This window comes from Bradyrhizobium sp. AUGA SZCCT0158 (assembly GCF_018130065.1).
In the GTDB taxonomy this organism is placed as follows: domain Bacteria; phylum Pseudomonadota; class Alphaproteobacteria; order Rhizobiales; family Xanthobacteraceae; genus Bradyrhizobium.
Map to the genome: position 1 here is coordinate 50759 of NZ_JAFCME010000017.1, position 24596 is coordinate 75354.

Below are 24596 nucleotides of genomic sequence, written 5' to 3' on the forward strand. Positions count from 1 at the left end.
GCCGCGCCACCGTCCTGAGAAACGCTTGCTAGTTCTTGGCGCGGATAAAGCCTGCAAGCCTGCCCTTCTGGGTCTCGCACCAGGTTGTCATGCCGATGCGCCGCTGGTCGAGGTCCGTCGTCCTCGTCGCGATGGCGACCTCCTGCAAGAGCAGGTCATCCGGGCGCTCACCCATTTTTCCGCCGGTATGCACGTACGCAATGGCCTTTCGGACTTGCTCGGTGGTGCCCTCCGGCTGCTGCATCTCCTGAGCCTTCTGCACCAGATCCTGATAGACGACATCCGTGCCGGGACATTCCACCTTGGCCGCAAACGCCTGCAGCATCATCGTCACATATTCGGAGCGAGGGCCGGCATGCGCCGCCGTCGCAACGAGAACCAAACCAACAAGCAACGCAGCACCGCGCATCATGACCTCTCCCTGACACTTTTCCTTAGGCTTTTACGGTTTTGGGTTTTCCGGTTTCGGGAAGGCTAGCGCCGACGGCAGCCCGGCACAACCTTCGAAAAGCGTCGGGCGCATCAAAGCGCCGTCAGTTCGCCCTTTGCCCAGATCTCGCGCAACTTGAACTTCTGGATCTTGCCGGAGCCCGTCAGCGGAAACGCTTCGACCACGAACCAGTGTTTTGGCGTCTTGTGCGGGGCCAGCGAGGCCCGCATGTAGGCTGACAGCTCCTCCTTGTCGATCACGGCACCTTGCGCCGGGCGGATGAAGGCGGCGACTTCCTCGCCCCATTTTTCGTGTGGCAGTCCGACCACGGCGACCTCTCTGATCTTGGGATGGCGGAACAACAGTTCCTCGAGTTCGCGCGGATAGATGTTCTCGCCGCCGCGGATGATCATGTCCTTGAGCCGGCCCTCGACGGTACAGTAGCCGCGGGCGTCCATCGCGCAGAGGTCGCCGGTATGCAGCCAGCCATCGGAGTCGATGGAAGCGGCCGTGGCGTCCGGCATCTCGAAATAGCCGAGCATGACGTGGTAGCCGCGCGTGCAGAACTCGCCGATCTCGCCGATCGGCACGGTCTTGCCGGTGTCGGGATTGACGATCTTGTTCTCCATGTTCGGCAGCGGCAGGCCGATGGTGCCGGCCTTGTCCTCGATGGTGTCCGACGTCTTGGTCATCGCCGCCACCGGCGAACATTCGGTCTGGCCGAACACGATGGTGAAGGGCGCGCCGAGTTCCTTTTCGAACCGCGTCACCAGTGCGGCCGGCACGGTCGAACCGCCCGAGCAGATCGCCTTGACCGACGACAGGTCTGTCGTGGCGAAGGAGGGATGCTCCAGCATCGCCACCAGCATGGTGGGAACGCCGACCATGGCGTTGCCGCGATAGGTCGCAAACATTTCTAGCACGAGGCCCGGCTCGAACGCTTCGATCAGCACCTGGGTTGCCGCGCGCGACACCGCGCCGAGCACGCAGCAAACGCATCCGCCGGTGTGGAACAGCGGCATCGTGGTGATGAAGACGTCGCCGGGCTCGACCCCCATCTGTACGGCGGTATCGGCGCCGTTATTGGCAAGCCCGCGGTGATGCAGCAGCGCGCCTTTCGGAAACCCTGTTGTGCCCGACGTGTACTGGATCATGACCGGATCGCTCGGCTTGACGTCCGGCAGCGCGATACCATGGTCGTCGCCGGTGGCGATGAAGGAAGCCCAGTCGTCGAACGAGATGATCTCGCGCAACTCCGGGCAGCGGGCTGAGACTTCCCGCACGGTGTCCAGCATCGGATTGCCGCGGAACGCCGGCACCACGAAGACGCCGGCCGCGCGGGACTGCTTCAGTACATATTCGACCTCGTTGGCTCGAAAACCCGGGTTGACGGTGACCAGCACCATCCCGGCCATCGCGGCGCCGAACTCCATCATCACCCATTCCGGCAAATTATACGCCCAGACGGCGACCCGCTCGCCCGGCTTGAAGCGGCGGAGCAGGGCGCGCGCGGTGCGCTGGGCTTCGGTATGAAGCTCCGCATACGTCCACTGGCGGCGCGCCGCGGGGTCGGGGACACCCGCAATCAGCGCGAGCCGGTCCGGCGCCGACCGCGCGGCCTGCTCCAGCAACTGGCCGAGCGTGACGTCGCGGACGGTGGTGGAAACTCCCGCGACGTGAGATTCCTTCAAGGCCATTGTCTCTCCCATGGGGTCTTTGCCGGTATGATGCCGATTTGCGGCAATTGACCCGACTATGGCATCCGCCGCTTGTGTTTTGCAGCCGGGTTCCGAAAGAAATTGTGGTTCTTGCCGGTCGATGCGGTTCGTTGCGCTGGGCGTATTGGCGCAGACCGGTGCGCCGACTTATGCTTGATCGCGATACCGTCTGGGAGAACGCCATGAGCCTGCTCGGCAATCCATTCGACCCCGCACGCGAGGCGGCGCTGGTGACCGGCGCCGGCAACGGCATTGGCCGGGCCATCGCGCAGGCGCTGGCCGGCGAGGGCGTGCGGACCGTATTCGCCGATATCAGCGCGGAGCGGGTCGCGGCCGCGATCAAGGCTTCGCGGCGGCCCGAACTGGCCGTGCCGTGGGTCGGCGATATCGCCAGCGCCGCCGCGCGAGAAACGCTGCTAACGGACGCGCAATCCGCCGTCGGGCGGGTGACCCATTTCGTGCACAGCGCCTCGCCGCCGCGGCGGGAGGCCGATCATGCCATGGCCGTCAGCACTGAGACCTGGGCGCAGATGCATGCGGTCAATCTCGAGGCCGGCTTTCATCTTTCGCGCGAACTGGCGCGAAAGCTGATCGCGGCGAAACAGCCTGGCTCGTTCCTGCTGCTGACCTCGCTGCATTCAGGCACGCCGCGCAATCTGCCGCATTATTCGACCGCCAAGGCCGGGATGGCGATGCTGGTGAAGGAGCTCGCAAAAACGTTCGGCCGCCACGGCATCCGCGTCAACGCGCTGGTGCCCGGCGCGATTGCTGCCGGCGGTTTCGTTGCCGATCCGTCGCTGGCAAAACACATTCCGCTCGGCCGTCTCGGGCAAGCCAGCGACCTCGCGCCGCTGGCGCTAGCGGTGCTTTCGAACCGGGTATCGGCCTATGTCACGGGGGCGGCGATCACGATCGATGGCGGCTTGTCGCTGACCAACTGGTTCGAACCGCCGGAGCTCGGAGAAATGTGAGGCGGAACCTCGATGGGGGCGCCCGGCGTGGAACGAGCGGGCCGGTTCGGCGGTTCTCACAACAGGCCGCAGCCTGCAGGGGAACCGGTTCCTGCGGCGAACCTCAGGGAGCGCGACATGACATCCGAGATGCAAATCCACACCATCGCGCGGCAAATGCTTGAAAAGCACGGCCCGGCGGCGATTGCCCAGGCAGCGCAGAACGCGGTCGCCTGCGAGCGCAAGGGCGAGAAAGAGGAAGCCAGTGAATGGCGCCATATCGAAGACGCCATGAAGATGATGCGGGGACCGCATCAGAGCTGAAGGTCGCCCCGGCGTCCGGTCCGGAGGACGACGGCAGTGAACCCTTTTCCATCCGCCGCGACCAAAGGGCATGGAAAATATACCTCAATACATCGGCGTGACGCTGATACTCGGCGTCTTTGTCTGGGGCATGATCGGCTTCTATCGCGGCCTGTCGATGCCCAGGAACGAGCTGGATCGCTCGGGCGATACCTGGACCTGGTTGAGCTGACCCGGCCCGATAGCGAACCCCCGGCGGCCGTGTTAGCCTGCCGCCGCCATGCCCCATCGCATTCTCGTATTCTACGGCTCCTATCGCTCCGACCGCATGGGCATCCGCCTGGCGCAGTTCGTCGTTGAGGGCCTGTGCGGCCGCGGCGACGATGTCGAACTGATCGACGCCAAGGCGGTAGGCCTGCCGATGCTGGACCGGATGTACAAGGAGCATCCGAAAGGCCAGGCACCGGCAGTGCTCGAAGAACTCGCGGGAAAAATCCGCGGTGCCGATGGCTTTGTCTTCATCACCGGCGAATACAATTGGGGCATGCAGCCCGGCCTGAAAAACCTCACCGACCATTTTCTCGAAGAGTGGTTCTGGCGCCCGGCCGCCATCGCCAGCTATTCGGCCGGCCGTCTCTCCGGTGCGCGCGCCGCGACCGCCTGGCACGGCACGCTCTCGGAGATGGGCATGGTTGTGATCTCTTCCACGATCGGGGTCGGGCCGATCGCGCAAACCCTCTCAGACGACGGCAAGCCGACCGGCGAGGCCGGCAAGGCGCTGGAGCGGGCGTTCCCCCGCTTTGCGGATGATCTGGCGTGGTGGGTGGAAGCGGCCAAGGCGCAGCGGGCGAAGAAGGCGCCTCCGTACTGAGCGGCTAAATCAGATTGCAGCAGCGGCTGCCGCGCCATGCTTGGCGTACCATTTCGGCCCCGGGCCGCGCATGTAATGCCGCTCGGGCCGGTAACCGTCGAATGCGCGGTCGATCAGCCGATGCCAGCCCGTGACGATCCGGTCGAGGCGGCGGAACAGCGGCAGGGCGATTTGCGCGGTGCTCATGACACCCTCAATTCGGCTTGCCGAGAACCGACGAGAAGGAGACTTCGAAGATCTCATCGTCGAAATCGTCGCTGACATGCACGACCCAGTCGCGCCAGTCTTCCGCGCTTTGTTCCATGATCAGCGATCGCACCACGCAGGCGGCGCGGTCGCGCGCCTCGGCGAGGTTGCTCACCACCGCGCCGAACTGATCGACGCGAACTTCGCGGGAGCTGGAGCAGTGGAAATAGACCTGGGCCATTTTCGGTCTCCTTCACAAAGCGAATCGAATCTGCGGTTCAAAAATAGCAGCGGCGGATTCCGCTGGATATTCCGGTAGATCCCCGACGGGGAATTACGGGGATGTCCCGCAACGTGACACCAAACCTACCGGGACGAATCGCGCCCTTCCGTGATTCACATCACGCTGATTCTGTTAACGTTCGATTAACCAAACTCACGCAGGATTTCCGACATAGGATCGCAGCGGAACCGGATTCGAGCCGGCAGTTGCAAGAGAGGCCGGTGGCGTAACGCCCGCCGGCCTTTTCTCTTGGTGGCTCGTGATTGACTTCCGGTTCGAGCTTCAAACAAGCGTGATTGCTAATCCCCTCCAGGATGCGGCGATCACGCTCACGTCAGGGATGACGTAGGCATAGGCGAGTTCGTGATGGCTTACGCGCGCGCGTTGCGCGCAAAGGTCATGCTGATCTCGGAGCGCGTCTTGCTGACGTTGGAGAGGATCTCGCCCATCAGCTTCAGGTTGGTCATCATCTCCTGGATCAGGAAGCCACCCGCCACGAGTTCGAGCTGTTCGGGGGCAAGCTGCTGCACCTTTGTATCGTGATCGCACGTCATGGCGTTCTCCTTGCGGGTTGACGTAGGGGATTGCATCCACGCGCGGCAGCCTCGTTCAGAAACACGGGCTCGGCCGTGATCCCGATCACGTTGTGGGAAAATCGCCTTGGCCTTTCGCCTTCGCCCGTTGGCGCTACGCCGGGACCGGTCGCTCGCAATGACGATTTTTTGACGTCAGGAGTGCTTCGCAAGGGATCGCTTAGCGGGTGTTCCCGTCGCCTTCTTTCAGGTAGAATCGACGCATGAGCGAAACCGAGACCTTGTTTGCCGCCCTGCGCCAGTCGGCCGACGAAACCATCGTGGACATGTTCGAGCGTATGGTGCGGGACGCCCCGGACCATGCGCTGAACAAGATGAACGCGTTGGAGATCGCAACCAAACAGGACCTTGACGAGGAGCGGGTCATCGCAACACTCCTGAATGCGGTCGGGCTCGGCATGTTCGAGATGACATGGAACGTGATGTGCCCGAGTTGCGCCGGGGTGCTTTCCGCCAACAGGAGCCTGAAGACGCTCAACAGTGCGCAGTACAATTGCGCGTTCTGCGCCGCGGGTTATGAGACGACGCTCGACAATCTGGTCGAGGTGACCTTCACGGTAAGCCCGCGCGTTCGGAAGATCGCGGCCCATAGCCCTGACGAATTGTCGGCGGCTGAATATTATCGCCAGATCTTCTGGAGTTCGGCGATCGATCTTCCCGGCGATGTCGAGAAGCTGCTGGGTGAGGTCACGCTCGAAATGGTCGACTTGCCGCCGGGCGAAAGGGCCATCCTTTCCCTGCACGCGCCGGAGGGCACCTTGATCGTGTTCGATCCCGTGACGCATGCGGCGCAGTTCATCGAGGTCAAGGGCGAGGAGACCGGCGAGCGCCAGAATCTGTCCGTGATGTTCAACAAGGTCCAGGTTCCCGTCGACACCGTCGCCTTGCGCCCCGGACCGCTGCGGCTGGCGCTGGAAAACCGTACCGACGGCCGCGTGTTGCCGGCGGTATGGGTGGCGAACGCGGCGCTGGACGCCATCCTGACGCTACGCAAGCCCGTGCTCTCCGCAACGCGTCTCCTCACCAACCAGACTTTTCGCGATATCTACCGGACCGACACGCTCGCGATCGGCCAGAGGCTCAAGATCCTGAGCCTGACGTTCCTGTTCAGCGATCTCAGGGGCTCCACCGAACTCTACGAGCGCGTCGGCGACCTCACGGCCTTCGATCTCGTCAACGAGCATTTCCGCCTGCTGCAGGAGATCATCGCGTCCGAACGGGGCGCCGTCGTCAAAACCATTGGCGATGCCGTGATGGCGACCTTCGAGACACCGGACCGTGCCATCGCCGCCGCGATCCGCATGCGCGAGGCGATGAGCGATCTTGGCGCCGAGCGGCAGCATCAGAGCCTGAGCTTGAAGATGGGTATCCATGAAGGGTCGTGCCTCGCGGTAACGCTGAACGCCCAGCAGGACTATTTCGGCCAGACGGTGAATATCGCTTCGCGCGTTCAGGGCCTTGCGGCGTCACGCTCGATCGTGGTGACGGAGCAGGTGGTGGAGAACGCCAAGGCCCGGTCTTTGCTTGAGACAAAGGGGCTGAAGCCAACACCCAGAAGCGTGGCCCTGAGCGGCATCGCGGACAAGGTGTCGGTCTACGAGATATCCTGAGCCGGCCATTGCGTGTGAACTGTGGAACCGCGACCGGGCAAGTTCCCTTAGCTGCCGGTGCGAGATCTGCTCCAGGCATCTTTAGCGTGTTGCCGCGATTTGCTATTGTTGCGGTGCAACCGAGCCTAGATTCGCATATTTTACCGAGGGTTTTACCAATGACCGCTATCAAGTCAGGCGATCTCGTGGTGCTCAAATCCGGCGGGCCGACAATGACCGTCGATACGGTCAACACGGATATTTTCGACGACAACAAAATCACCGGTGTGCTTTGCGTATGGTTCGTTGGGGACAACCTCCAGCGCGTGAGGTTCGATCATGGCGCTATCGAGCCTGTACAATTGAAGTCAGCGCAATTGGAGAAAGCCCTTCCCGATGATGCGCCTTCGCAGGAAGCGAGCGTTGATTACAAAGGGGTCCTTGAAGAGATGGTTGATGCCTTGAACCTCCCGGCGGAGGAGGCGAAGGCAGCTTCTAGCGCTGTCCCCGGAAAATCGAAGCGCGCGAGGGCTCCCAAGCAAAGCGAAATTGTTCGACACAACTAACTGACGACGTCCGGTTCACCGGGCAAAAGCCGGCAACCAGCCGCCCTGCGCTGTGGCCCAATCACCACACTGCAACGGAATTGCGCTGGCGGACCGGGCCTGACTTGTTCCGGCCCCGGTTCCGCCCCGATTGGATTCGGAACATTGGGCGTGGTGGTTTTCGGCTTGGGCTGGGGCGCAAGTTGGGGATTGCAACATGTCCATCGAGCGCGCTGGTATTTCGTACGTCGACATCGGAACCGACCGCACGCTGCGCTGGGCGCATTCGCCGGCCGCAGGGAAAATAATTCGGCTGCTTGCCGTTGCCGTAGCAGCGGCGTCGCTTGCGGCCTGTCAGACTTCGGCCGTCAGTCAGAAATCCGAATTGCGCGCCAGCCGGGTAGCCTCGCTCGACAACGAACGGGCGACGTCCCCCATGATCAAGCGGCGCGTGGCAGCGACCAGAAGGTATACAAGGTTGGCCGCGCGCAGGAATGGCGGCGAACCCAAGACGACGGCCTCGCATGGCGTGGCGAGCTTCTACACCGAGGGCACCAAGACGGCGAGCGGCGAACGGTTCAACACGATGGACATGACCGCGGCGCATCCGACTTTGCCTTTTGGCACCAAGCTACGCGTGACCGATGTCGCGAGCGGCAAGTCGGTGACCGTGCGGGTCAATGACCGCGGTCCCTACGTTCCGGGGCGCGTCGTGGACGTCTCCTATTCAGCGGCGGACGCGCTGGGAATGGTCGGAAAGGGCCTCACCAACGTCAAACTCGATGTGGTTCAGTAGCCGACAGGGACAGGCCGAATTGCGCGTCAATCGAGCAGCAGGCGGCCGACAGGCTCAACGCCGCCGGCACTTCCGCTTCGGACCACGACGATCTCGCCGCTTGCCGGCGAGATGCCGGTGAGCGCCGATATGTTCGCGCCGTGGGTCACGACCAGCAAGTTTCCGCGCCCGGTCCATTTGCCGATCATCGCGCGGGCACCGGCGGTCAAAGCCTCGGTCTGATCGCGCAGCACGACCACATTGCCGAACGTCGGCGCGGTTTCAACCGGGCCGAGTTCCAGCAGGGTTGCCGTGTCCATGCAGCGACACCATGGCGAGGCGAGGATTTGCTCGACTGCGATCCCCTCCGACTTGAGCCGCGCGCCGATCCTTTTGGCGTCGGCGCGGCCCTTGGCGCTGAGATTGCGCTGGGTGGTGCAGTCATCGACCCGGAAGCCCGGCGGATCGCCGACGCCCCCCGGCGCATCGGCATGGCGCATCAGCGCGACATGCCCGCCCGCGCGCAGCGCTGACCAGGCGGCCTCGTCGGCGCGCGCGGTCTCCGCCGCGGCGGCAAGGCCGAGGACGAGGGCGACGATAGCGAAACCGTTGCGACGCATAGCGGCGACCCCTTTCAGAAAATGTACGTCAAAGATAAGCGATCAGACGCCCGGCGCAGACGGCGCCGAGCCACAGCAGCAGCGACACCAGCGCGGTAACCTTGGCGCCGGCGGGGGCTTCACCGTGCCAGAGCGCCACGCGCCGCCACGGGCCGGCATGGGCGATCACGACGTTGACCAAGGCGGCGGCGATCAGCAACAGCTTGGCCTGGAACGCTGGGTTGCGTACCACGTGCGATGCGTCGGCGCTGAACAACAGGAAGCCCATGCTGATCGCCAGCAGAAAACCGATGCGCGACAACGGCAGCAGCAATTTCGCCATCGGCGCGATCGGGATTGCGCGCCCCCATCCGAGCAGCCGCAAATCGAGCGCGAGGATCGATCCCACCAGCACGACGAAGCCGAGTATATGCAGGATTTCGACCGCGGGATAAAGCGCGGGCGACGAGCGCATCAGATGACCCAGCGCGCTTTCCTGCAAGGCCAGGAAGATCGACGCGGCGGGTTGCTGTTCCACGCGGGTTTATCGCAATTCGATGCGCTTGCCGTCGAGAATGACGTATTCGATGCGCGCTTCGTCCGGCTTGCTGGTGTGGGGATAGCCGAACACGGTGCAGGTCTTGCCGGGCGCGATGAGGTCCGCGGTGATGCCGCGCGCCTGCATGCGCGAAGGCGGCGCCAGCACAAAGTGCCAATGCTTGCCATCGACCACCAACTCGATCTCGCAATGCGGGTTCTCGAAGGTCGATTTCAGGATCTTGCCGGTCACGGTGAACGATTTCGAGGTGTCGTATCCGCCCCAGCCGTGATGGGCGGCCGCAGCGCCCGGCGCAAGGGCAGCCGCCAGCGAGAGGAACAGGCGTCGGGTGATTGTTGTCATGACGGCCTCTGCACGATGAAGGACAACACCGATCCGCTGCCGGATTAATAGCGCGTTTTGCGTGACCATTCAAACGATCCGGACCAACGCACGTCACGATCAGGGTGTCGAAGGGGCAACGATTGAGCCCGTCAAAAGTTCTATACGGGATGTTCGAGGAGTGCCGTCCGGTTCATTGCCGCGGCAGTGCGGCCAAGGCGACAAGGAGATACCGGCGGTGCGCAGGATTGAGGGTCAAAGTTTTCTGTTGTTGCTGCTCGTGGTCAGCGTCGCGTTTGGCTGGATTCTGAAGCCATTTTACGGCGCAATTCTCTGGGCCACCGTCGCAGCGGTGATTTTCGCGCCGCTCAACCGGAAACTGGTGGCGAGAACGGGCGGGCGCTCCGGGATCGCCGCCCTGGTTACGGTCCTGATCATCATCGCCATGGTCATTTTACCCCTGGCCATGATCGCGGCCTCCCTGACACAGGAAGCTTCCAGTCTTTACGCCAAGGTCCAGTCCGGCGAGTACGACTTTGCCCGCTACGTTCAGCGGATATTCGATGCCCTACCGGCCTGGGCAACAGGTCTGCTCGATCGCTTCAACCTGAACAATCTCCCGGCGGTTCGCGACTGGCTGGCATCCGGTGCGGTGAAGGGTGGACAGGTCCTCGCGCCGCAGGCGCTGAGCATCGGTCTGAACACTTTCGACTTCATGATTGGCCTTGGCATCATGCTGTACCTTCTGTTTTTCCTGTTGCGCGACGGCAAGGCGCTGGCTGAACGGATCAAGCAGATCGTTCCACTCCGCACCGATCAAAAAGCGGCACTCTTCGGCAGATTTGCCGATGTCGTCCGCGCCACGGTGAAAGGCGGCATTCTGGTTGCCATTGCCCAGGGCACGCTTGGCGGACTGGCGTTCTGGTTCCTGGGGATTCACGCGCCGTTGTTGTGGGCGGTGTTGATGGCTTTCCTGTCCCTCCTGCCGGCCATCGGATCCGGACTGGTCTGGGTGCCCGTTGCAATTTACCTGTTGGCTAGCGGCGCCGTGTGGCAGGGCGTTGCCCTGATCGTGTACGGGGTGCTCGTCATTGGACTGGTGGACAATCTGCTCCGTCCATTCCTGATCGGGAAAGACGCCAAGCTGCCAGACTATGTCGTGCTGATTTCCACGCTGGGCGGCATTGAAGTGTTCGGCTTGAATGGCTTTGTGATCGGCCCGGTGATTGCAGCGATGTTCATGGTGACCTGGGAAAGTTTCTCCGCCGCCCGGCAGGGCAACGACGCCGGGGCTACGGGCTAGCTCGCCAAATCGGCCGCTTGCGAAAAATCGATCGCGGGGCGATATGACGTTACGGGAACGCTACGTCCGTCTCCCGGACAATTCCTTGCCGCGCTCCGCCAGCTTTACCATCACCTGCAGCGCCTGATTGGTCGGCGTGGGAATGCCGAGTTCAGCGCCCTTGCGCACCACATAGCCGTTGAGAAAGTCGATCTCGCTGGGCTTGCCGCGCGCCAGATCCTGCGCGGTGGAGGACATCTGGTTCGGCATGTTGGCGGGAATCTTCATGATGTGCCCGGTGATGTCGTCGGGGATCGCGACCCCGCTGGCGCGGGCGACCGCGATCGCCTCCTGAACCGCGCGGGCGACGACATCGCTGACGCCATCGACTTCCAGCATCGGTCCATAGGAAATGCCGGCCACGGCGGACAGCGCGTTGAAGGCGCAGTTGATGATCAGCTTGCTCCACAGCGTGACTTCGATATCGTCCGATATCGTAATGCCGACACCGGCGGCTCGCAGCGTTTGCGCCAGCGCTTCGCTGGCGGCCGAGGCGCCGATCGCAAGGTCGCCGCCGCCGTGATGCCTGACATGGCCGGGCCCGGCCATCTCGCTGCCGACATAGACGACGACGGGAATGACGGCGTGGCCGATGATAGCGGCGAGGCGCGGCGCGTTGTCGACGCCGTTCTGCAGGCTGAGCACGGAGGTTTCCGGCCGCACGCGTCCAGCCAGCGACCGCCCGGCCTGCTCGGTATCGGCCGACTTGACGCACACCAGCACCAGATCCGGCGAGGCGAGGGCGCCAGCGTCGGTTGCGGCTTTGGCGGGCAGATGTCCCTTGAACGTCCTGGTGTCGAACAGCAGGCCGTTTGCGTTGATGGCATCGACATGCGGCTGCCGGCCGATGAACGTTACCTCATGTCCGGCCTGCAGCAGCAATCCTCCATAGTAGCAACCGACCGCTCCGGCGCCGACGACCGCGATTTGCATGCTGTTCCTAGCCCTTGAAGGTGGGCTGGAGTGGATGCACGTAATCCTTAAAACTGTCAAAGCCCTTCCACGCCGGCTCTGGCGCCTCATATCCGGCGCGCGGCGCGTAAAACGAGGGATCGTTGAGCTGCATGTCCGGGATGTAGCGCGGACAATTCGGAAAGATCACGCGCGCGGCGACGCGGACGATCAGCTGCGCGCCGACGGTGCTGGCGAGAAGCGGATCTTCGCGGCTGACGGTTGCCGTACCGTTGACACGCAGGCGCTGCGGCCTGCCATGCATGGCAATGAACAACAGGCCGACATCGGCGTTCACCAGAATATTGCCGAGGCTCTTGAACATGCCATTGCCGTCGTAATCGGGGAAGGCGAGCTCGGACGGCCCGGTGACGGTCACGAAGCCCGGCATGCCGCCCTTGAACGAGCAATCGGGCCGGCCCTCGGCATCGGCGGTCGCCAGGAAGAAGTACGGCTGGTTCTCGATGAACACCCGGTCGTCAGGTGTGAATTCCTCGCGGGAAAATTCCTCCAGACGGTCGGAAATCCGGCGGCTGTCGAACTGATCCTGCAGCCGGCGATTGCCCTCGTGAAACATGATGGTATCGGTCATCGCTTGCCTCGTCGGTCACAGGGGGGCGGGCAGGTGCTTACAGCAGCTTTGCCAGCACCGCGACCAGCTCGGCCTGCCGGTGCACGCCGGTCTTGGCGAAGATGCTCTTGAGCTGGCTCCGCGCGGTCTCCTTTCCGATCCCGAATTGATCGGCGACGTTTTCCAGGGACTCGCCGCGCGACAGCTGCGTCGCGAGCCTGGCCTCCGCCTGGGTCAGGCGAAACACCGTACGCAAGTTCGTTTCCGGCGTTGGAGATCGGCTATCGGGATCGATCAGAATGACCATGGCCTGGCAATCAGCCAGTGCATTGGCGGTCGAATGCGAGAGCCGCGCCGGGTACGCAAGCAGCGGCCGGCCGGTCGCACGAGGCAACGCGACCGGCGCGGAAAGGCCACCGGTCGGACGCCACAGCAGATTGTGCAGGGCGCGGTTCAAGGCCGTCGTCGCCCGCGCATCCTTGGCGGTCAGCTGGCCCTGTACGATCCTGATATCATCCACCAGAAGGCGTTCAGCCGGGGCATTAGCCTTGAATACATGGCCATGGCGGTTGATCAGGACCACCGCCGTGCCGCTCATTTCAAAAGCTTCCAGCGCGCCTGACGCGGCCGACGCGCTGAGCGCGCGGGCGATCGCGGCGCCGGTCGAAAGCCGACTCGATATGCGCGCCAACTCGTCCTTCTCGTCCGCCGAAAACGGCCCCTGATCGATCGTTCGCTGCAGCGCCACCGCCCACAGGTCGTCGCCGCAGGCGACCTTGACGCCGGCGTACCAGCGCAGCCGGTGCGGTCCGAGGAACTCCTGGTAATAGGGATGCTTGGCGATCTCATCGGCGCTGTGGCCGTCGAAATCGTCGGCGACCCCGCGCTGCGTCAGGGTCGGGACGGTGCGCATTCGCTCGTCCTGCGAGTGCCAACCATCCCGGAAATAGTCTTCCATCACTCTGGAAACACTTTCCGTATAGGGAACATTCGGGAGGGCATCGCCCGACAGGGGCAGCATGACGGCGCCAAAGCTCCCGGTGGCCGCGGCCACGGAAGTGAGCGCCTGGACCCAGCGCGCGGGATCAAGGCCAGCCTCGGCAAATTCCTGTTCGGCGGGGCCGAAATTCCACGCTGGCAAGGGTTCTCCCGATCGCAAGCTAGAATCTGAAGCTGCCCAGAAATACGCCGTGGCTGATGGGAAGGCAACAACCAGCCTTAGTTTACGGCGCTAACCTTGCCCGCTCCGCGCTACCCAGGATTTCCGACAGTGCCGACAACAACCGGTCGGTTTGCCCGTCGGTACCGACCGTGATCCGCAGATAGTCGGATATCCGGGGCGCGGCAAAATGGCGGACGATCACCGCACGTTGGCGCAGCGCTGCGGCCAGCGCCGCGCCCTGATGCGCCGGATGGCGTGCGAACAGGAAGTTGGCGGAGGACGGCAGCACCTCGAAGCCAAGCCGGGCCAGGCCGTGGGAAAGCCGCTTGCGGCCTTCGATCACGCTGGCGCGGCTCTGCTGAAACCAGGCTTCGTCTTCCAATGCGGCGATGGCGCCGGCTTGGGCAGGGCGGCCGAGCGGATAGGAGTTGAAGCTGTCCTTTACCCGCGTCAGCGCTTCGATCAGACCGGCGTCGCCGATCGCATAGCCGACGCGCAAGCCGGCGAGCGCCCGCGACTTCGACATGGTTTGCACGACCAGCAGGTTCGGGTGCGAGGCGACCAGTGGGATCGCGGTCTCGGCGCCGAAATCGACATAGGCCTCGTCGATGACAACGGGCGCATCGGGGTGTTGCTGCAGCAGGGAAGCGATCTCGGCCCGCGACAGCGCCACCCCGGTCGGCGCATTTGGATTGGGCACGATGATCGCGCCGGCGGGGCGGCGATAATCGACGAGCCGGATCCGCATGGCCTCATCGAGCGGCACGGCCTCATAGGCGATGCCGAACAGGCGGCAATAGACCGGATAGAAGCTGTAGGTGATGTCGGGGAATAGCAACGGCGCATCGTGCTTGAGGAGGGCAGCGAAGGCGTGGGCCAGCACCTCGTCCGAGCCGTTGCCGACGAACACCTGCTCGGGGCGCACCTGGTGGTAGGTGGCGAGGGCCGCGCACAGCGCTGACGCCTGCGGATCCGGATAGAGGCGCAAGCTATCGGCGGCCTCGCCACGGATGGCTTCCAGCACGCGCGGGGAAGGGCCCAGCGGGCTTTCATTGGTGTTGAGCTTGACCAGATCCGCGATGCGGGGCTGTTCGCCCGGCACATAGGGTTTCAGGTCGTGCGTCAGTCGGCTCCAGAAACGGCTCATTTATTCTCCAGCGGGCGTCGTCATTCCGGGTTTGGAATGACACTATCAATTGCGCGCCGCAATGGCATCGAAAACACGACTCGGGTGGACGCACGCGCCAACGGGCGTAATCCGCCGCTCCGGTCAACCCCAGAAGCGGCGGATTACGCTGTCGCTAAGTCAGCCTAAGACTTCTGCCTGTCCATCATCATCCGAATCTCGAGGAGGAGTTCGTACTGCTTCAAACTCACCTGATGGCGTCCACCTGACACGGCGTTGAGTTCCTTGTCGGAGAGCGCATCGATCTTGGCATTCACAGCTTTATCGGCGTTCATGGCATTTCTCCCTGTGGCAGGGGGTGCGCGACCACCGCGTCCCGTTCTGTGATCTGGAGCATGCCGCGCGGCGAACGCCAGTTCCGTGACTCACATCACGCCTGATCGGATGAGGTCTGAACCTGCGATCCGTCGATAACGACCGCCTCGAATAGCCGCTTCGGATTAACGAGCAACTCCGCGCTCTCGACGATCCGCATTTCCTCCGTCCCGCGCGCCGCGGTGCGCTCCAGCACGGCTGATATGGCCGACGCCGCGTGGCCGAGCGCTTCCGGTGTGGCTTTGTTCTGAACGCGCGCGGAGGCGAAGAGCGCGGCGAACAGGTCGCCGGTGCCATTCGGGCTGATGGGCAGTTTCGGCGTGCGCACACGCCAGGCGCTTGTCCGCTCGATGGCGAGGGTCTCGATCTCGCCGTCAGGCGTATCAGACAATTCGGCCGACGTGACGACGACCGTCGATGGACCGCGCGCCATCAGTGCGCGCGCTGCTTCGATCATTTGATCCGATGTGGAGGCCTTCGCCCCACACAGCCATTCGAACTCGAAATGATTGGGCGTGATAATGTCGGCGAGGCCGCACAGCCGGTCGCGCACCAGCGGCGGGATGTCGGCTTTCACGAACAGGCCGCGGTCGCGATCGCCAAGCACCGGATCGCAGACATAGCAGAGGGCCGGGTTGCGGGCCCTGGCGCGTGCGACGAAGTCGGCGACGACAGCGGCAATGTCAGCCGAGCCGAGATAGCCCGACACGATCATCTGACAGGTATCGACCGCCTCACGCTCCTCGATTCCGAGCAGGAGATCGGCGACCAATTGCGCCTCCAGCACCCGGCCGCGGATGGTTGGATAGCCCGGCCGGTTGCTCAGCAACGTCGTCGGCACCGCAATCACGTCGATGCCGTGCATCTGCATCGGAAACACCGCGGCGGAATTGCCCACATGGCCGTACGCGACCTGGGACTGGATGGAGATGACGGTCATGAAATCGAATGTAGCCCGGATGGGGCGCAGCGCAATCCAGGATGCTCACTTGTTTCCCTCTCCCCTTGTGGGAGAGGGTGGCTTCGCGAAGCGAAGACGGGTGAGGGGTTCTATCCCCACGATAAAGCCTGCCGTAAGGAGAGAACCCCTCATCCGGCGCTTCGCGCCACCTTCTCCCACAAGGGGAGAAGGGAAGACAACAGATCATCCAACGCTACTAACTCAAAACACAGGCTCGCCGATCGCCACCTCGCTGCGCGGGCCGAGGACGATCACGCTGCCATCAGCGTCCTTTGCGCCGAGGATCAGCAGTTCGGATGTGAAGCCCGCGATGTTCTTCGCACCCAGATTGCAGACGCAGACGACCAGCGAGCCGAGCAGGGCTGCGGGCTCATAGTTCGTGATCTGCGCGCTCGACCACATGATCCTGTCAGCGCCGACGTCGACGCCGACCTTGAAGGAGGGATTGCGCGCGCGGGGGAACGGCTGGATATCCACGACCTTGCCGATCCGGATGTCGAGACGGGCGAAATCGTCGTAGGTGGCCGGGGGTTTCAGAGCGGACATGTCCTGCGTATGGCATATTCGCGATGTCACCGGAAGTGAGTTGCGCAGGCAACCGGCCGATCGACGTCTCGTGCAAGGCGGCGAGGCGCGGTAGCCGCCATTTTCGTTTCAGCCAAGGCGGCGGACTACGCCTGCGGCTCAATCCGTCCTACTGACTTTTTTCGATATTTTGATCGATACAGATCCCCGGCGCATGTCGGTGATCCCTGACGATCTGAGAAAGGCACGCCGCTGGACGAAACCCTCATCGGGGTCTGCGGTAATACAGCCATCCTGCAGCTCATCGTCGAGGAATACTCTGACATCATAACCGTCCGCGATGAGCGCCAGATGATTGCGGTAGCCGGGATCGAACATCACAGACGATATGCGGCCAAGGAAATGCTGTTGTACAAAGCGGCGGAGTTCAAATGCGTCCGCGGTCATCACACATAGCTCCAACTCGATGCGTGATGCTGGCTGAATAATGCTTTGGCCTCGGATTTGTTCCTCCGGAATCTCTCCCGCTAATCGTCCCCGCGTACGTGTTCGCAGGGACGACAAGCAGCGGGCTACTTGCTCATTAGAGGTTGCACAGGGATCGGTTCTGCGGAAAATTGCAGGCGATCTCGCAACTCGCGATATCTGTCACGGGGCACCTGTAAACAATGACCACCAACATTTCCATCTTCGACGGCCACAACGATGTCCTGCTGCGTCTTTACAAGTCTGAATCCAGCGACGTGGTGTCCGATTTCCTTGATGGCGAAGACGCCGGCCATATCGACCTGAAAAAAGCCAGGGCCGGAGCTTTGGTCGGCGGTCTGTTCGCGATGTACTCGCCATCGCCAGGCAACTTTGCGTCGCTCAGCAAGCAGATGACGGGCGGCCGTTATGCGGTGCCGCTTCCCGATCCACTTCCCATCGAAGAGGCACGGAAATCCGTCGCCGGTGAGCTGGCGATCCTGATGCGGATTGTCAGGGGATCGCACGGCGCCGTGGCGCTTTGCAAGACGACCGCGGAGATCCACTCGGCGATCGAGCGCGGAGCGCTGGCGGTGGTGCTGCATCTGGAAGGCGCCGAAGCGATCGACGGTGATCTGCATTTTCTGGAGGTTCTGTATGCGGCGGGCCTGCGCTCGCTGGGGCCGGTCTGGAGCCGGAATAACATTTTTGGTCATGGCGTCCCGTTCCAGTTTCCCGGCGGGCCGGATACCGGCGACGGGCTGACCGTATCAGGTGAAAAGCTCGTCAGCGCCTGCAACGAAATGAAGATCCTCATCGACCTCTCGCACATCACCGAAAAGGGCTTTTGGGATGTCGCGCGGCTTTCCAAGGCGCCGCTGGTCGCGACGCATTCCAACGCGCATGCGTTGTGTCCTTCGCCGAGAAACCTGACCGACCGGCAATTGGCCGCGATCCGCGATTCCGGAGGAATGGTCGGTCTCAACTTCGCGACCTGCTTTCTTCGCCCTGACGGCAGCATGGCCGCCGATACGGATGTCGAACTGATGGTGCGCCAGCTCGACTATCTCATCGACAAGCTCGGCGAGGACCACGTCGGATTTGGATCGGATTTCGACGGCGCGACCGTGCCGGCGAAAATCGGCTCGGCGGCTGGGCTGCCGGTGCTCATCGGGGCTCTCCGGCAAAATGGATACTCCGAACCGCTGTTGAAGAAGCTCGGCGCGACCAATTGGCTCAATCTGCTCGAGCGAACGATTGGCTGAAACCGGGAGTCGTCGCTCCCGACCACGCCTGCTGCCTGCCGTTCGCGCGGTCCTCGGAAAATTCGGGGTACTCCGAAAGGGTAGCTTTTGGTCACGCAACTTTGCGGACCTGCTTCACGCAAACAGGTCGGCGCCGGCGGGCGTGAACTTCACTTCGGGGGCGGACTGGTGTTTCCAGAGCCAGCCCTTGGCGAACCGCCCCACGATTCGTTATTCGAGATCGGGGTGATAAAATCCCTGTGCAGGGCCGTTGGTCTGCTGGCGCCATCGAACAACACGGTAACGCCCGTGTTGCTATGGCTCACTTCGACAACGATCCCAGTTTGCCCGGCCAGTTCCGGGCATCGAGCGGCACCGAGTTCACTCATCTTAAAACGAGTGCCGGCGACCAATCTGGTGGTTTCCTGATCCATCCCTGAAACTATGCAATGGTGAAAAGGTCTTTCCGGCTAAAATGCAATGATGCCAACTGGTTATAATAATTAATTGCGCGACTCAGGCAGTGACCAATTTAAGTACGTTCCGGGTTCGGTCGTCTGTTCGATATCCGACATTACGGGCGCAGTTACCACTCTTTCCCGGGAATTCGAATGAAGCGAGCGACCTCGAAACCGGGAACGCGGCGCGTGTACGGCGCGGATTAATATTGGTCGCAGGCTGCGCGCTTTTGGTTCAAAGGGCGGGGCCTCAGCCCGCGCTCCTGACCGATTGCCGCAGGATCGTCTTGAGCTTTTCCGGCGGCATCCGGCGTGCATCGCTGAGATAGATCTCGTGATGCGGCCCCGCAAACGTCATCCCCATCGCAGGCATTGCCCTTGCAATGGCGCAATCCATCGCTTGAGACAGGTAGCGGCGGATTACGCTCCGCGAATCCGCCGTGCAGGCTGCGAATGGTTGGCAAACATGTCGCCAACGTCAAGCGCGACGTGGTGCGCTAGCAGGCGAGGGCGGCGCCTCTCATCCGAGAGGCGGCGCATTCATGCTTGGTCTTTGGGCACGTATTTGCCCGCGATGCATTTGTATCGCTGCAGTTTCCATTGGTGATACGGACCCTTGGCGAGCCATTCGGCAATGCCGATTTGCGCGTTGACCATACAGGCGGTCATGGTGATGCCTGACTGCTCACTGTTGGTGACGACTTTCTCCAGGCATAGCTGGCCGTTGCAGAGAACGGCGACAAGAGTAACGAGCATGGTGTCCTTCGTTGATAGGAAATTCCCGGTCAACTAACTCCATGCAGGTTGCATGCCATGATTCTGCATGCGCCGTACGCAGCCAAAGGCTGTCCCGGTAGAACTACGGGCGCGCGAATCCAAACGCCGCAAGCGCGCTCCTCGGTAGGAGATTGGCGCAATGGATCCGCGCAAGGCGCGGCCCACCTATGGCTCTACGGGCTGCGCGGCGACCATGGCCATGACACTGACGATTGCGGTTTTTTGGCTTGCGGCCGCGCCGCGGCTGGCGCCGGCTTTTGCGTCTGGGCGACATTGGCCGGCTGCCGCGGCCGCGGCAGTGGTGTTCCGGGCATTACCTTGGGCTCTTCAGGGATCATCTTTGGTTCTTCAGACATCGCCTTTGGCACTTCGGACATCGCCTTTGGCTCTTCGGGCAGCGTGTTTAACTCTACCGCGCTGGCGATGATGCGGGCGAGTTGTTGCTGGCTTGCGTTGACGCGTTCGGTCAGCGTCTGGCTTTCGCGCGCCATCTGGATCTGGGTCGCCCTAAGCTGTTCGATGATGCCGTTGTTGCGCGCGATTTCTTCCCGCCCCGCCGCCAATTGGCTTCTGAGATTTTCATTGTCGCGGATCAGTTGGTCTTGCGTCGCCTTGTGCTGTTCGAGTGATTGCCTCACGGCAGCGAGATCGCGCGCCATCGGTTGGAGTTGCTGCTCCAACGCGGCAGACGGGGCAATAGCGACAGGTGCGGCGTCCTTCGGTGCAGCGGCTTCCGGCGCCGCCTGTGCCAGAGCTATCGGAGCTGAGGGGGCCGTCATCGCGGTATCAGGGGAGGATGACCACCACCAGGCGACGACACCCATGCATGCCGCCAACAGGCAACCGGCGACAGCCACATGGCGCCAATCCGCCAAGCGATGCTTCGTTGCCGGCGGGGCGTGAGGCGTCTTCATGGGCGGCGGGGTAGAAGGATTAAATCCCGCCTCGCGCGCCAGGTTCGAAAGCTGCTCCTCCAGGCTCGCGATCTGCCCTTCGGCGAGCCTGTTGCTCATTGTGGAATCCATTTGGTGCTCCGTATCACATGCAATGGCACCCGCCTGATAGCGATCCGCACATCTGCGTTTTAACGCAGCCGAGGAGGCGGAACTATGTTCACGGCCGGAGAACTACGGAAGGAACTCTGACCTTTGCGAGCGCGCCGCATCCGTCGCCAGCCCGCGTAGCCCGCACGCGAAACTTGCAGCGAAGCTTCTCGGTTCATCACATTCCAGCATCACATTATTGTGCGTTGCAGCATTGAACTATTGCGACGCAGCAAATGACACCTAGATCCCCGTTCCAAGCCATCGAAGGAGAATTGCCGTGAAGAAGATTTCGCTGTCCGTCGCTGCCGCCGCCATGTTCGCGATCACGGCCGCTGGCGGCGCTGTCGCAGCCGAGTTGCCGTCTTACGAAAAGGCAGGCTTGCCGGTCTCGGCCGTGCAGCTTCAGGTGATGGGCGCTGAAAACGTCCAGCAAGCATCGCCGGCCGCCACGTCGGTCACATTAGTTCAGCTCAGCGTCCTGACACCGCGGAGCAAGATCACGACCGCACAAGGCCGCAGCGAAACCATCGGCCGCGCCATTCAGTGAGGACAGATGCTTGGTCGGCGCTTCAACCGGCGTCGACGCACGAGCACCCTGTCGCGCTTGCAAGAAGCCCGCGATGTCGTCGCGGGCTTTTTGTCGTGACGAGCGCGCACGACGGCGAGGCAACGTCTTGTTAGGAATTGATCCGCGCTGATTTGCGCGATTCCGATTCGTTCTTTGCGAACAAACTGGAGTCGGATGGAGAACAAAGCCGCCTTGGCTGATCCATGCTGCGCAGGGGCCAGGCCGGTAGGGCGCTTCGCTGGTTTCGATCATGACAATGATGGTCCATGCGTCCGCGATCTCGCGGCGTGAAGCGTCCGAGTTTTGCGACTTGACCCTCCTGAAGGAGGGCGCAGGGAATGCCGGATGCGCGCTGCACCCGCGGTCTCGTGTGCGGTTTGCACAAAACAAAGTGCACACGAGCATACAGGGCAGCGGAGAACATCCGACATTCCCTGCGCAATGGCTTTACGGCTTATATCGCGCTCTCCCCGGAGACGAGTTCTTGATTGACTCCGTCGCCCCTGATCAGCTTTTGGCCTCACAGGAACTTAACGCCAGCAACGGGCGCCAGGACCACGCGTCTTCGCCGTACGCCTCTGTCGCGTTACGTCTCCGCAACATCGGCGTCCACCGCAACCCGTCCAACGTCCGTGACGACGGCCGACGCCCTCTGAGTGGGACGGGATGGCAAATATATGCACCTGATTTTCATTCTGGTAAACAGAAATATTTTTTATTTCGGGGCTTGACAAGATTTCCGCAAATCAGAAGTGATTTGCCCGTCGGGTTGATTTGTCGCAGCTGGTGCACGCAAAGCGGTCTTGACTGTTTTGGCATGCGTGTCGGGTATCATTCCGGACACAGCGGTACTTGTGAGCGCACGCCAAACTTTTGCTGAACTCCGCCAAAAGCGCACAGCATCCCCGAGCAGGTTACCGCTGGCCCCATGCGACACGCGACAGCGCTCACCGCCTATGTGTACTTGTCGTACACAAAATTAAAGCCGGGAATGCGCGATCGCAAACATCCTCAAACGTCGCGGTCGCGCGGTACCCGCATCGGATTTTCGGCCTTCACCGTACCTTGCCGCCGACTGCGCAGGTCGCCATCCTTACGACGGTCCCGCACCGACAGTCATCACGCCGCGTCGGCCTGCACCCGGTGCGCTTATCCCTGTTGGGTCAGTTGCTGCATAATCTGCTGAAACATTTGGGCCGGATCGTTCTGACCACCCCCACCACCGTCCGTTCCTCCGCCTTTGATTTCCAGCACTTTGACCGCCACTAGGGGGAGCCGCATAAAGCCGCCAGACACCGCATCAAGCTCGCGCACATTCAGAACTTCGCTCGCGTCATTATTGGTCATCATAATTCCCCTTTGAAGCCAGCGGGATTGCTGGTGCGGCCACCTTTAGCGGTACCGTTCTCGTCGCGATGTGACGGCGATCACACTGCCAGCCCTCGCGACCGGCGACAGCGGCAGTCCAGGCGCGACCGGGCAACGGGCCGCAGCATAGCCCACGGTGGTGCACGAAATTTGAATTGCGCGCGAAGCGACGCAGCGAGCGGAGCGGTCTACGCCTTCGCCTCAGCGCATCAGTCGGCGTCGGCGATCTGCCGCTCGTAGTCGGAGGCATTGGATTTATCCGTCATGACCTGCGGACAGCGGAAGCAGGCCTCCTTGCCTTCCTGACGAAACCAGCGACAGGTGGATCTGATCTGGCACGCAGGAAGCGCGTTGACCACCACAGGGGTGCCCGCAACGATGCGTTCGGCCAGGCTGCACGCGTTGCCTTTGAAGTGCTTGCAGCCGCCGCTGGCGCCGGCACACGGTGCCGCAATTCGGAAAAGTTGCGTGGGCTTGGCCGGTCCTGCCAGCGCCAGCAGCTTTTCGGAGACCGGCAGGGTCTCGGTGAGATAGCCAACCCTGTGTTCTTCAGGTGTGCCTGTCATGACGCCAAAGACGCGCGCGCCATCAGCGGTTGCCTGGGCACTCGGGCAGTCGATCTCTTGGCTGGATGCTCGGGACATCAAACGACCCTCCGGTTCAAGGCCGGTGCCGATCGATTGCCTCACCGCAGTTGGGTGTGCAGTAGGAAGCGCAATCCGCGGCTCTGCCTTGAACGCTCAGTCTCGCAAATGCTTATCTGAAAAGCCTTCGAGACGGCGTCCGGCGCATCACGCGCCAAACGCCATCCCGCATCCGGAATCAACTAACTTGTCAGCTTGGTGGTGGTCGTCTTCGGCCCAACGGCGCCTGTCGTGGTCGTGCCGGTGCCCTTGGGATCGGTGCGCCTGATCATGCCGCCTGCGACGGCTTCGAGTTGCTCCGGCTTGAGCTGAACCGGCGCTTCGACCTTTTTGTCGGCGGACTTCTGGGAGTTCGTATCAGACTTTTTCATCTGCGCTTCTCCTCTGCCGAGACGAAGCGACTATCCGCTTCGACTGTGGACGGATGCTATCACGGACTGGATGATTTACCAGATCGCACAGCGGTGCTGCTGTGTGACCACCATCACAACGCGGCGCCAGCAGACGTGGGGCCTCGGCCCCGCGCCTTCGCTGCTTGCTTGCCGGCGAGGCACAAGTGCTCTTCACTGTTTCATGACAGCCATGGCAACGATCGCTCCGAGCATGAAGGACGTGTTCAACAGGCACGCCGCAGCGAAAACCTTGGTCGTCGTATCCGTCCCGCCAGCGACCGAGTCCAGTTCGTCCATCGTCAGTTCAGTCGACGTCTCATTCGAATTTGCGCGTGCCATGTTGTCTTCTCCTGTTGCCGTTCCGATGCACCATTGCATCGGCATGGACAGGACAATGACGGATCAACGAGGTTCGCCCTGTTATGCGGGGAACAGCAACGCGGTCGGGCGAATGGTTCGCATCACACCTAACGCTTGTTAATTTGCTCCAATTGGCTTCCTAGAAAGCCTGCCGCGCGCCACAGCGTAAGCGGGTTGGTCCGAGCGCAAGGAGACCTTTCACATGTCAGGGTCTCTTCACCCAACATGAACCGCCCGCGACGGAAAGCGTCGTCGGAGGCCCAGTGATCACATGCGGGACGGGCAAGTTTCATATTTCGACTTTTCCATCGCTCGAGAAGCTTGTGAAACCACGATCTCATGGTCATCTCCGGGTTTGGTAATCAACCAATGCTACCAGAGCGGGAAAGTACGGTGCGTTGGTCGAATACGCAATCCGCCGCTTTGGCTGAATCCTTAGCGGCGGATTACGCCGGTACCTGTCATCGGGCCGCGCCTTGCGCGGACCCGTTGGGCTCCAATCCGATCTACACGCTGGCGCCGATACGCGAGCGCCCGCA

General features: G+C 62.3%; 32 protein-coding genes. 10 read left to right on the forward strand and 22 right to left on the reverse strand.

Annotation, left to right across the window (positions count from 1 at the left end; translation table 11 throughout):
* Positions 1-28 precede the first annotated feature (28 nt).
* Together JQ574_RS23385 and JQ574_RS23390 are read right to left on the reverse strand one after the other, a co-directional pair.
* A complete protein-coding gene (locus JQ574_RS23385; protein ID WP_212273177.1) occupies positions 29-409 on the reverse strand; it encodes a hypothetical protein in 381 nt (126 codons plus the stop codon).
* 113 nt (positions 410-522) lie between these two features.
* Positions 523-2127: an AMP-binding protein gene (locus JQ574_RS23390; RefSeq protein ID WP_212212805.1), complete on the reverse strand. Its 1605-nt coding sequence runs from the start codon at positions 2125-2127 to the stop codon at positions 523-525.
* A gap of 203 nt (positions 2128-2330) precedes the next feature.
* Between JQ574_RS23390 and JQ574_RS23395 the strand changes: the two genes are divergently transcribed.
* The 4 genes from JQ574_RS23395 (at position 2331) to JQ574_RS23410 (ending at position 4272) form a co-directional block, all read left to right on the forward strand.
* Positions 2331-3119 (forward strand): SDR family NAD(P)-dependent oxidoreductase, encoded by a 789-nt coding sequence (locus JQ574_RS23395; protein ID WP_212212897.1) that lies wholly within the window; start codon positions 2331-2333, stop codon positions 3117-3119.
* A gap of 117 nt (positions 3120-3236) precedes the next feature.
* Positions 3237-3422 carry a hypothetical protein gene (locus JQ574_RS23400; RefSeq protein ID WP_212038383.1) on the forward strand — a complete coding sequence of 62 codons (186 nt, stop codon included), beginning with the start codon at positions 3237-3239 and terminating at the stop codon, positions 3420-3422.
* A gap of 70 nt (positions 3423-3492) precedes the next feature.
* A complete protein-coding gene (locus JQ574_RS23405; RefSeq protein ID WP_212212808.1) occupies positions 3493-3633 on the forward strand; it encodes a hypothetical protein in 141 nt (46 codons plus the stop codon).
* 48 nt (positions 3634-3681) lie between these two features.
* Positions 3682-4272 (forward strand): NADPH-dependent FMN reductase, encoded by a 591-nt coding sequence (locus JQ574_RS23410; RefSeq protein WP_212212811.1) that lies wholly within the window; start codon positions 3682-3684, stop codon positions 4270-4272.
* Positions 4273-4281: 9 nt separating this feature from the next.
* On the opposite strand, the gene JQ574_RS23415 is transcribed toward JQ574_RS23410, so the two are convergent.
* From JQ574_RS23415 to JQ574_RS23425, 3 genes are all read right to left on the reverse strand, one after another.
* Positions 4282-4458, reverse strand: coding sequence for a hypothetical protein (locus JQ574_RS23415; RefSeq protein WP_212212814.1), 177 nt, complete (start codon positions 4456-4458; stop codon positions 4282-4284).
* Between the two features lie 7 nt (positions 4459-4465).
* Entirely contained in the window at positions 4466-4699 is a 234-nt protein-coding gene (locus JQ574_RS23420; RefSeq protein ID WP_212212817.1) for a DUF6894 family protein, read from the reverse strand.
* A 413-nt stretch (positions 4700-5112) separates the two neighbouring features.
* Entirely contained in the window at positions 5113-5295 is a 183-nt protein-coding gene (locus JQ574_RS23425) for a hypothetical protein (protein ID WP_212212820.1), read from the reverse strand.
* 242 nt (positions 5296-5537) lie between these two features.
* Here JQ574_RS23425 and JQ574_RS23430 point away from each other — a divergent pair, with 242 nt between their 5' ends.
* The 3 genes from JQ574_RS23430 (at position 5538) to JQ574_RS23440 (ending at position 8264) form a co-directional block, all read left to right on the forward strand.
* Complete coding sequence (locus JQ574_RS23430; RefSeq protein ID WP_212212823.1) at positions 5538-6944, forward strand: adenylate/guanylate cyclase domain-containing protein; 1407 nt, start codon at positions 5538-5540, stop codon at positions 6942-6944.
* A gap of 158 nt (positions 6945-7102) precedes the next feature.
* On the forward strand, positions 7103-7489 hold the full coding sequence (locus JQ574_RS23435) for a YodC family protein (RefSeq protein WP_212212826.1): 387 nt from the start codon (positions 7103-7105) through the stop codon (positions 7487-7489).
* A gap of 196 nt (positions 7490-7685) precedes the next feature.
* Complete coding sequence (locus JQ574_RS23440) at positions 7686-8264, forward strand: septal ring lytic transglycosylase RlpA family protein (RefSeq protein WP_212212829.1); 579 nt, start codon at positions 7686-7688, stop codon at positions 8262-8264.
* Between the two features lie 26 nt (positions 8265-8290).
* On the opposite strand, the gene JQ574_RS23445 is transcribed toward JQ574_RS23440, so the two are convergent.
* Genes JQ574_RS23445 through JQ574_RS23455 form a run of 3 tightly spaced genes read right to left on the reverse strand, consistent with a single transcriptional unit; the run spans position 8291 to position 9743 of the window.
* The gene (locus tag JQ574_RS23445; RefSeq protein WP_212212832.1) at positions 8291-8863 is read right to left on the reverse strand and encodes a histidine phosphatase family protein; all 573 of its coding nucleotides are present in this window, start codon (positions 8861-8863) and stop codon (positions 8291-8293) included.
* Positions 8864-8891: 28 nt separating this feature from the next.
* Complete coding sequence (locus JQ574_RS23450) at positions 8892-9380, reverse strand: DUF6644 family protein (RefSeq protein WP_212212835.1); 489 nt, start codon at positions 9378-9380, stop codon at positions 8892-8894.
* A gap of 6 nt (positions 9381-9386) precedes the next feature.
* Positions 9387-9743 carry a DUF6152 family protein gene (locus JQ574_RS23455; RefSeq protein ID WP_212212838.1) on the reverse strand — a complete coding sequence of 119 codons (357 nt, stop codon included), beginning with the start codon at positions 9741-9743 and terminating at the stop codon, positions 9387-9389.
* A 217-nt stretch (positions 9744-9960) separates the two neighbouring features.
* Between JQ574_RS23455 and JQ574_RS23460 the strand changes: the two genes are divergently transcribed.
* Positions 9961-11025: an AI-2E family transporter gene (locus JQ574_RS23460; RefSeq protein ID WP_212212900.1), complete on the forward strand. Its 1065-nt coding sequence runs from the start codon at positions 9961-9963 to the stop codon at positions 11023-11025.
* Positions 11026-11085: 60 nt separating this feature from the next.
* On the opposite strand, the gene JQ574_RS23465 is transcribed toward JQ574_RS23460, so the two are convergent.
* The 8 genes from JQ574_RS23465 to JQ574_RS23500 all read right to left on the reverse strand — a co-directional run bounded on the left by JQ574_RS23465 (position 11086) and on the right by JQ574_RS23500 (position 17182).
* Complete coding sequence (locus JQ574_RS23465; RefSeq protein ID WP_212212841.1) at positions 11086-11997, reverse strand: ketopantoate reductase family protein; 912 nt, start codon at positions 11995-11997, stop codon at positions 11086-11088.
* 7 nt (positions 11998-12004) lie between these two features.
* Positions 12005-12607 (reverse strand): pyridoxamine 5'-phosphate oxidase family protein, encoded by a 603-nt coding sequence (locus JQ574_RS23470; RefSeq protein ID WP_212212844.1) that lies wholly within the window; start codon positions 12605-12607, stop codon positions 12005-12007.
* Between the two features lie 37 nt (positions 12608-12644).
* Positions 12645-13727 (reverse strand): helix-turn-helix transcriptional regulator, encoded by a 1083-nt coding sequence (locus JQ574_RS23475; RefSeq protein ID WP_212212846.1) that lies wholly within the window; start codon positions 13725-13727, stop codon positions 12645-12647.
* A gap of 82 nt (positions 13728-13809) precedes the next feature.
* The gene (gene hisC, locus JQ574_RS23480; protein ID WP_212212849.1) at positions 13810-14895 is read right to left on the reverse strand and encodes a histidinol-phosphate transaminase; all 1086 of its coding nucleotides are present in this window, start codon (positions 14893-14895) and stop codon (positions 13810-13812) included.
* A gap of 164 nt (positions 14896-15059) precedes the next feature.
* Positions 15060-15209: a bacteriocin gene (locus JQ574_RS23485; protein WP_212212852.1), complete on the reverse strand. Its 150-nt coding sequence runs from the start codon at positions 15207-15209 to the stop codon at positions 15060-15062.
* 95 nt (positions 15210-15304) lie between these two features.
* Positions 15305-16189, reverse strand: coding sequence for a pyridoxal kinase PdxY (pdxY, locus tag JQ574_RS23490; protein WP_212212855.1), 885 nt, complete (start codon positions 16187-16189; stop codon positions 15305-15307).
* Positions 16190-16411: 222 nt separating this feature from the next.
* Positions 16412-16756 (reverse strand): tRNA-binding protein, encoded by a 345-nt coding sequence (locus tag JQ574_RS23495; protein ID WP_212212857.1) that lies wholly within the window; start codon positions 16754-16756, stop codon positions 16412-16414.
* 138 nt (positions 16757-16894) lie between these two features.
* Entirely contained in the window at positions 16895-17182 is a 288-nt protein-coding gene (locus JQ574_RS23500; RefSeq protein WP_212212860.1) for a hypothetical protein, read from the reverse strand.
* Between the two features lie 221 nt (positions 17183-17403).
* On the opposite strand from JQ574_RS23500, the gene JQ574_RS23505 reads away from it, so the two are divergent.
* Complete coding sequence (locus JQ574_RS23505; RefSeq protein ID WP_212212863.1) at positions 17404-18465, forward strand: dipeptidase; 1062 nt, start codon at positions 17404-17406, stop codon at positions 18463-18465.
* 977 nt (positions 18466-19442) lie between these two features.
* Here the strand turns inward: JQ574_RS23505 and JQ574_RS23510 are convergent.
* Together JQ574_RS23510 and JQ574_RS23515 are read right to left on the reverse strand one after the other, a co-directional pair.
* Positions 19443-19658 (reverse strand): hypothetical protein, encoded by a 216-nt coding sequence (locus JQ574_RS23510; protein WP_212212866.1) that lies wholly within the window; start codon positions 19656-19658, stop codon positions 19443-19445.
* A 194-nt stretch (positions 19659-19852) separates the two neighbouring features.
* Complete coding sequence (locus JQ574_RS23515) at positions 19853-20692, reverse strand: hypothetical protein (RefSeq protein WP_249119538.1); 840 nt, start codon at positions 20690-20692, stop codon at positions 19853-19855.
* A 310-nt stretch (positions 20693-21002) separates the two neighbouring features.
* Here JQ574_RS23515 and JQ574_RS23520 point away from each other — a divergent pair, with 310 nt between their 5' ends.
* On the forward strand, positions 21003-21272 hold the full coding sequence (locus JQ574_RS23520) for a hypothetical protein (protein WP_212212872.1): 270 nt from the start codon (positions 21003-21005) through the stop codon (positions 21270-21272).
* Positions 21273-22442: 1170 nt separating this feature from the next.
* Here the strand turns inward: JQ574_RS23520 and JQ574_RS23525 are convergent.
* From JQ574_RS23525 to JQ574_RS23540, 4 genes are all read right to left on the reverse strand, one after another.
* Complete coding sequence (locus tag JQ574_RS23525) at positions 22443-22640, reverse strand: hypothetical protein (RefSeq protein WP_212206593.1); 198 nt, start codon at positions 22638-22640, stop codon at positions 22443-22445.
* 230 nt (positions 22641-22870) lie between these two features.
* Positions 22871-23305 (reverse strand): hypothetical protein, encoded by a 435-nt coding sequence (locus JQ574_RS23530; RefSeq protein WP_212206594.1) that lies wholly within the window; start codon positions 23303-23305, stop codon positions 22871-22873.
* Between the two features lie 182 nt (positions 23306-23487).
* Positions 23488-23676: a hypothetical protein gene (locus JQ574_RS23535; RefSeq protein ID WP_212206595.1), complete on the reverse strand. Its 189-nt coding sequence runs from the start codon at positions 23674-23676 to the stop codon at positions 23488-23490.
* A gap of 192 nt (positions 23677-23868) precedes the next feature.
* Positions 23869-24036 carry a hypothetical protein gene (locus tag JQ574_RS23540; protein WP_212206596.1) on the reverse strand — a complete coding sequence of 56 codons (168 nt, stop codon included), beginning with the start codon at positions 24034-24036 and terminating at the stop codon, positions 23869-23871.
* Positions 24037-24596: the final 560 nt, after the last annotated feature.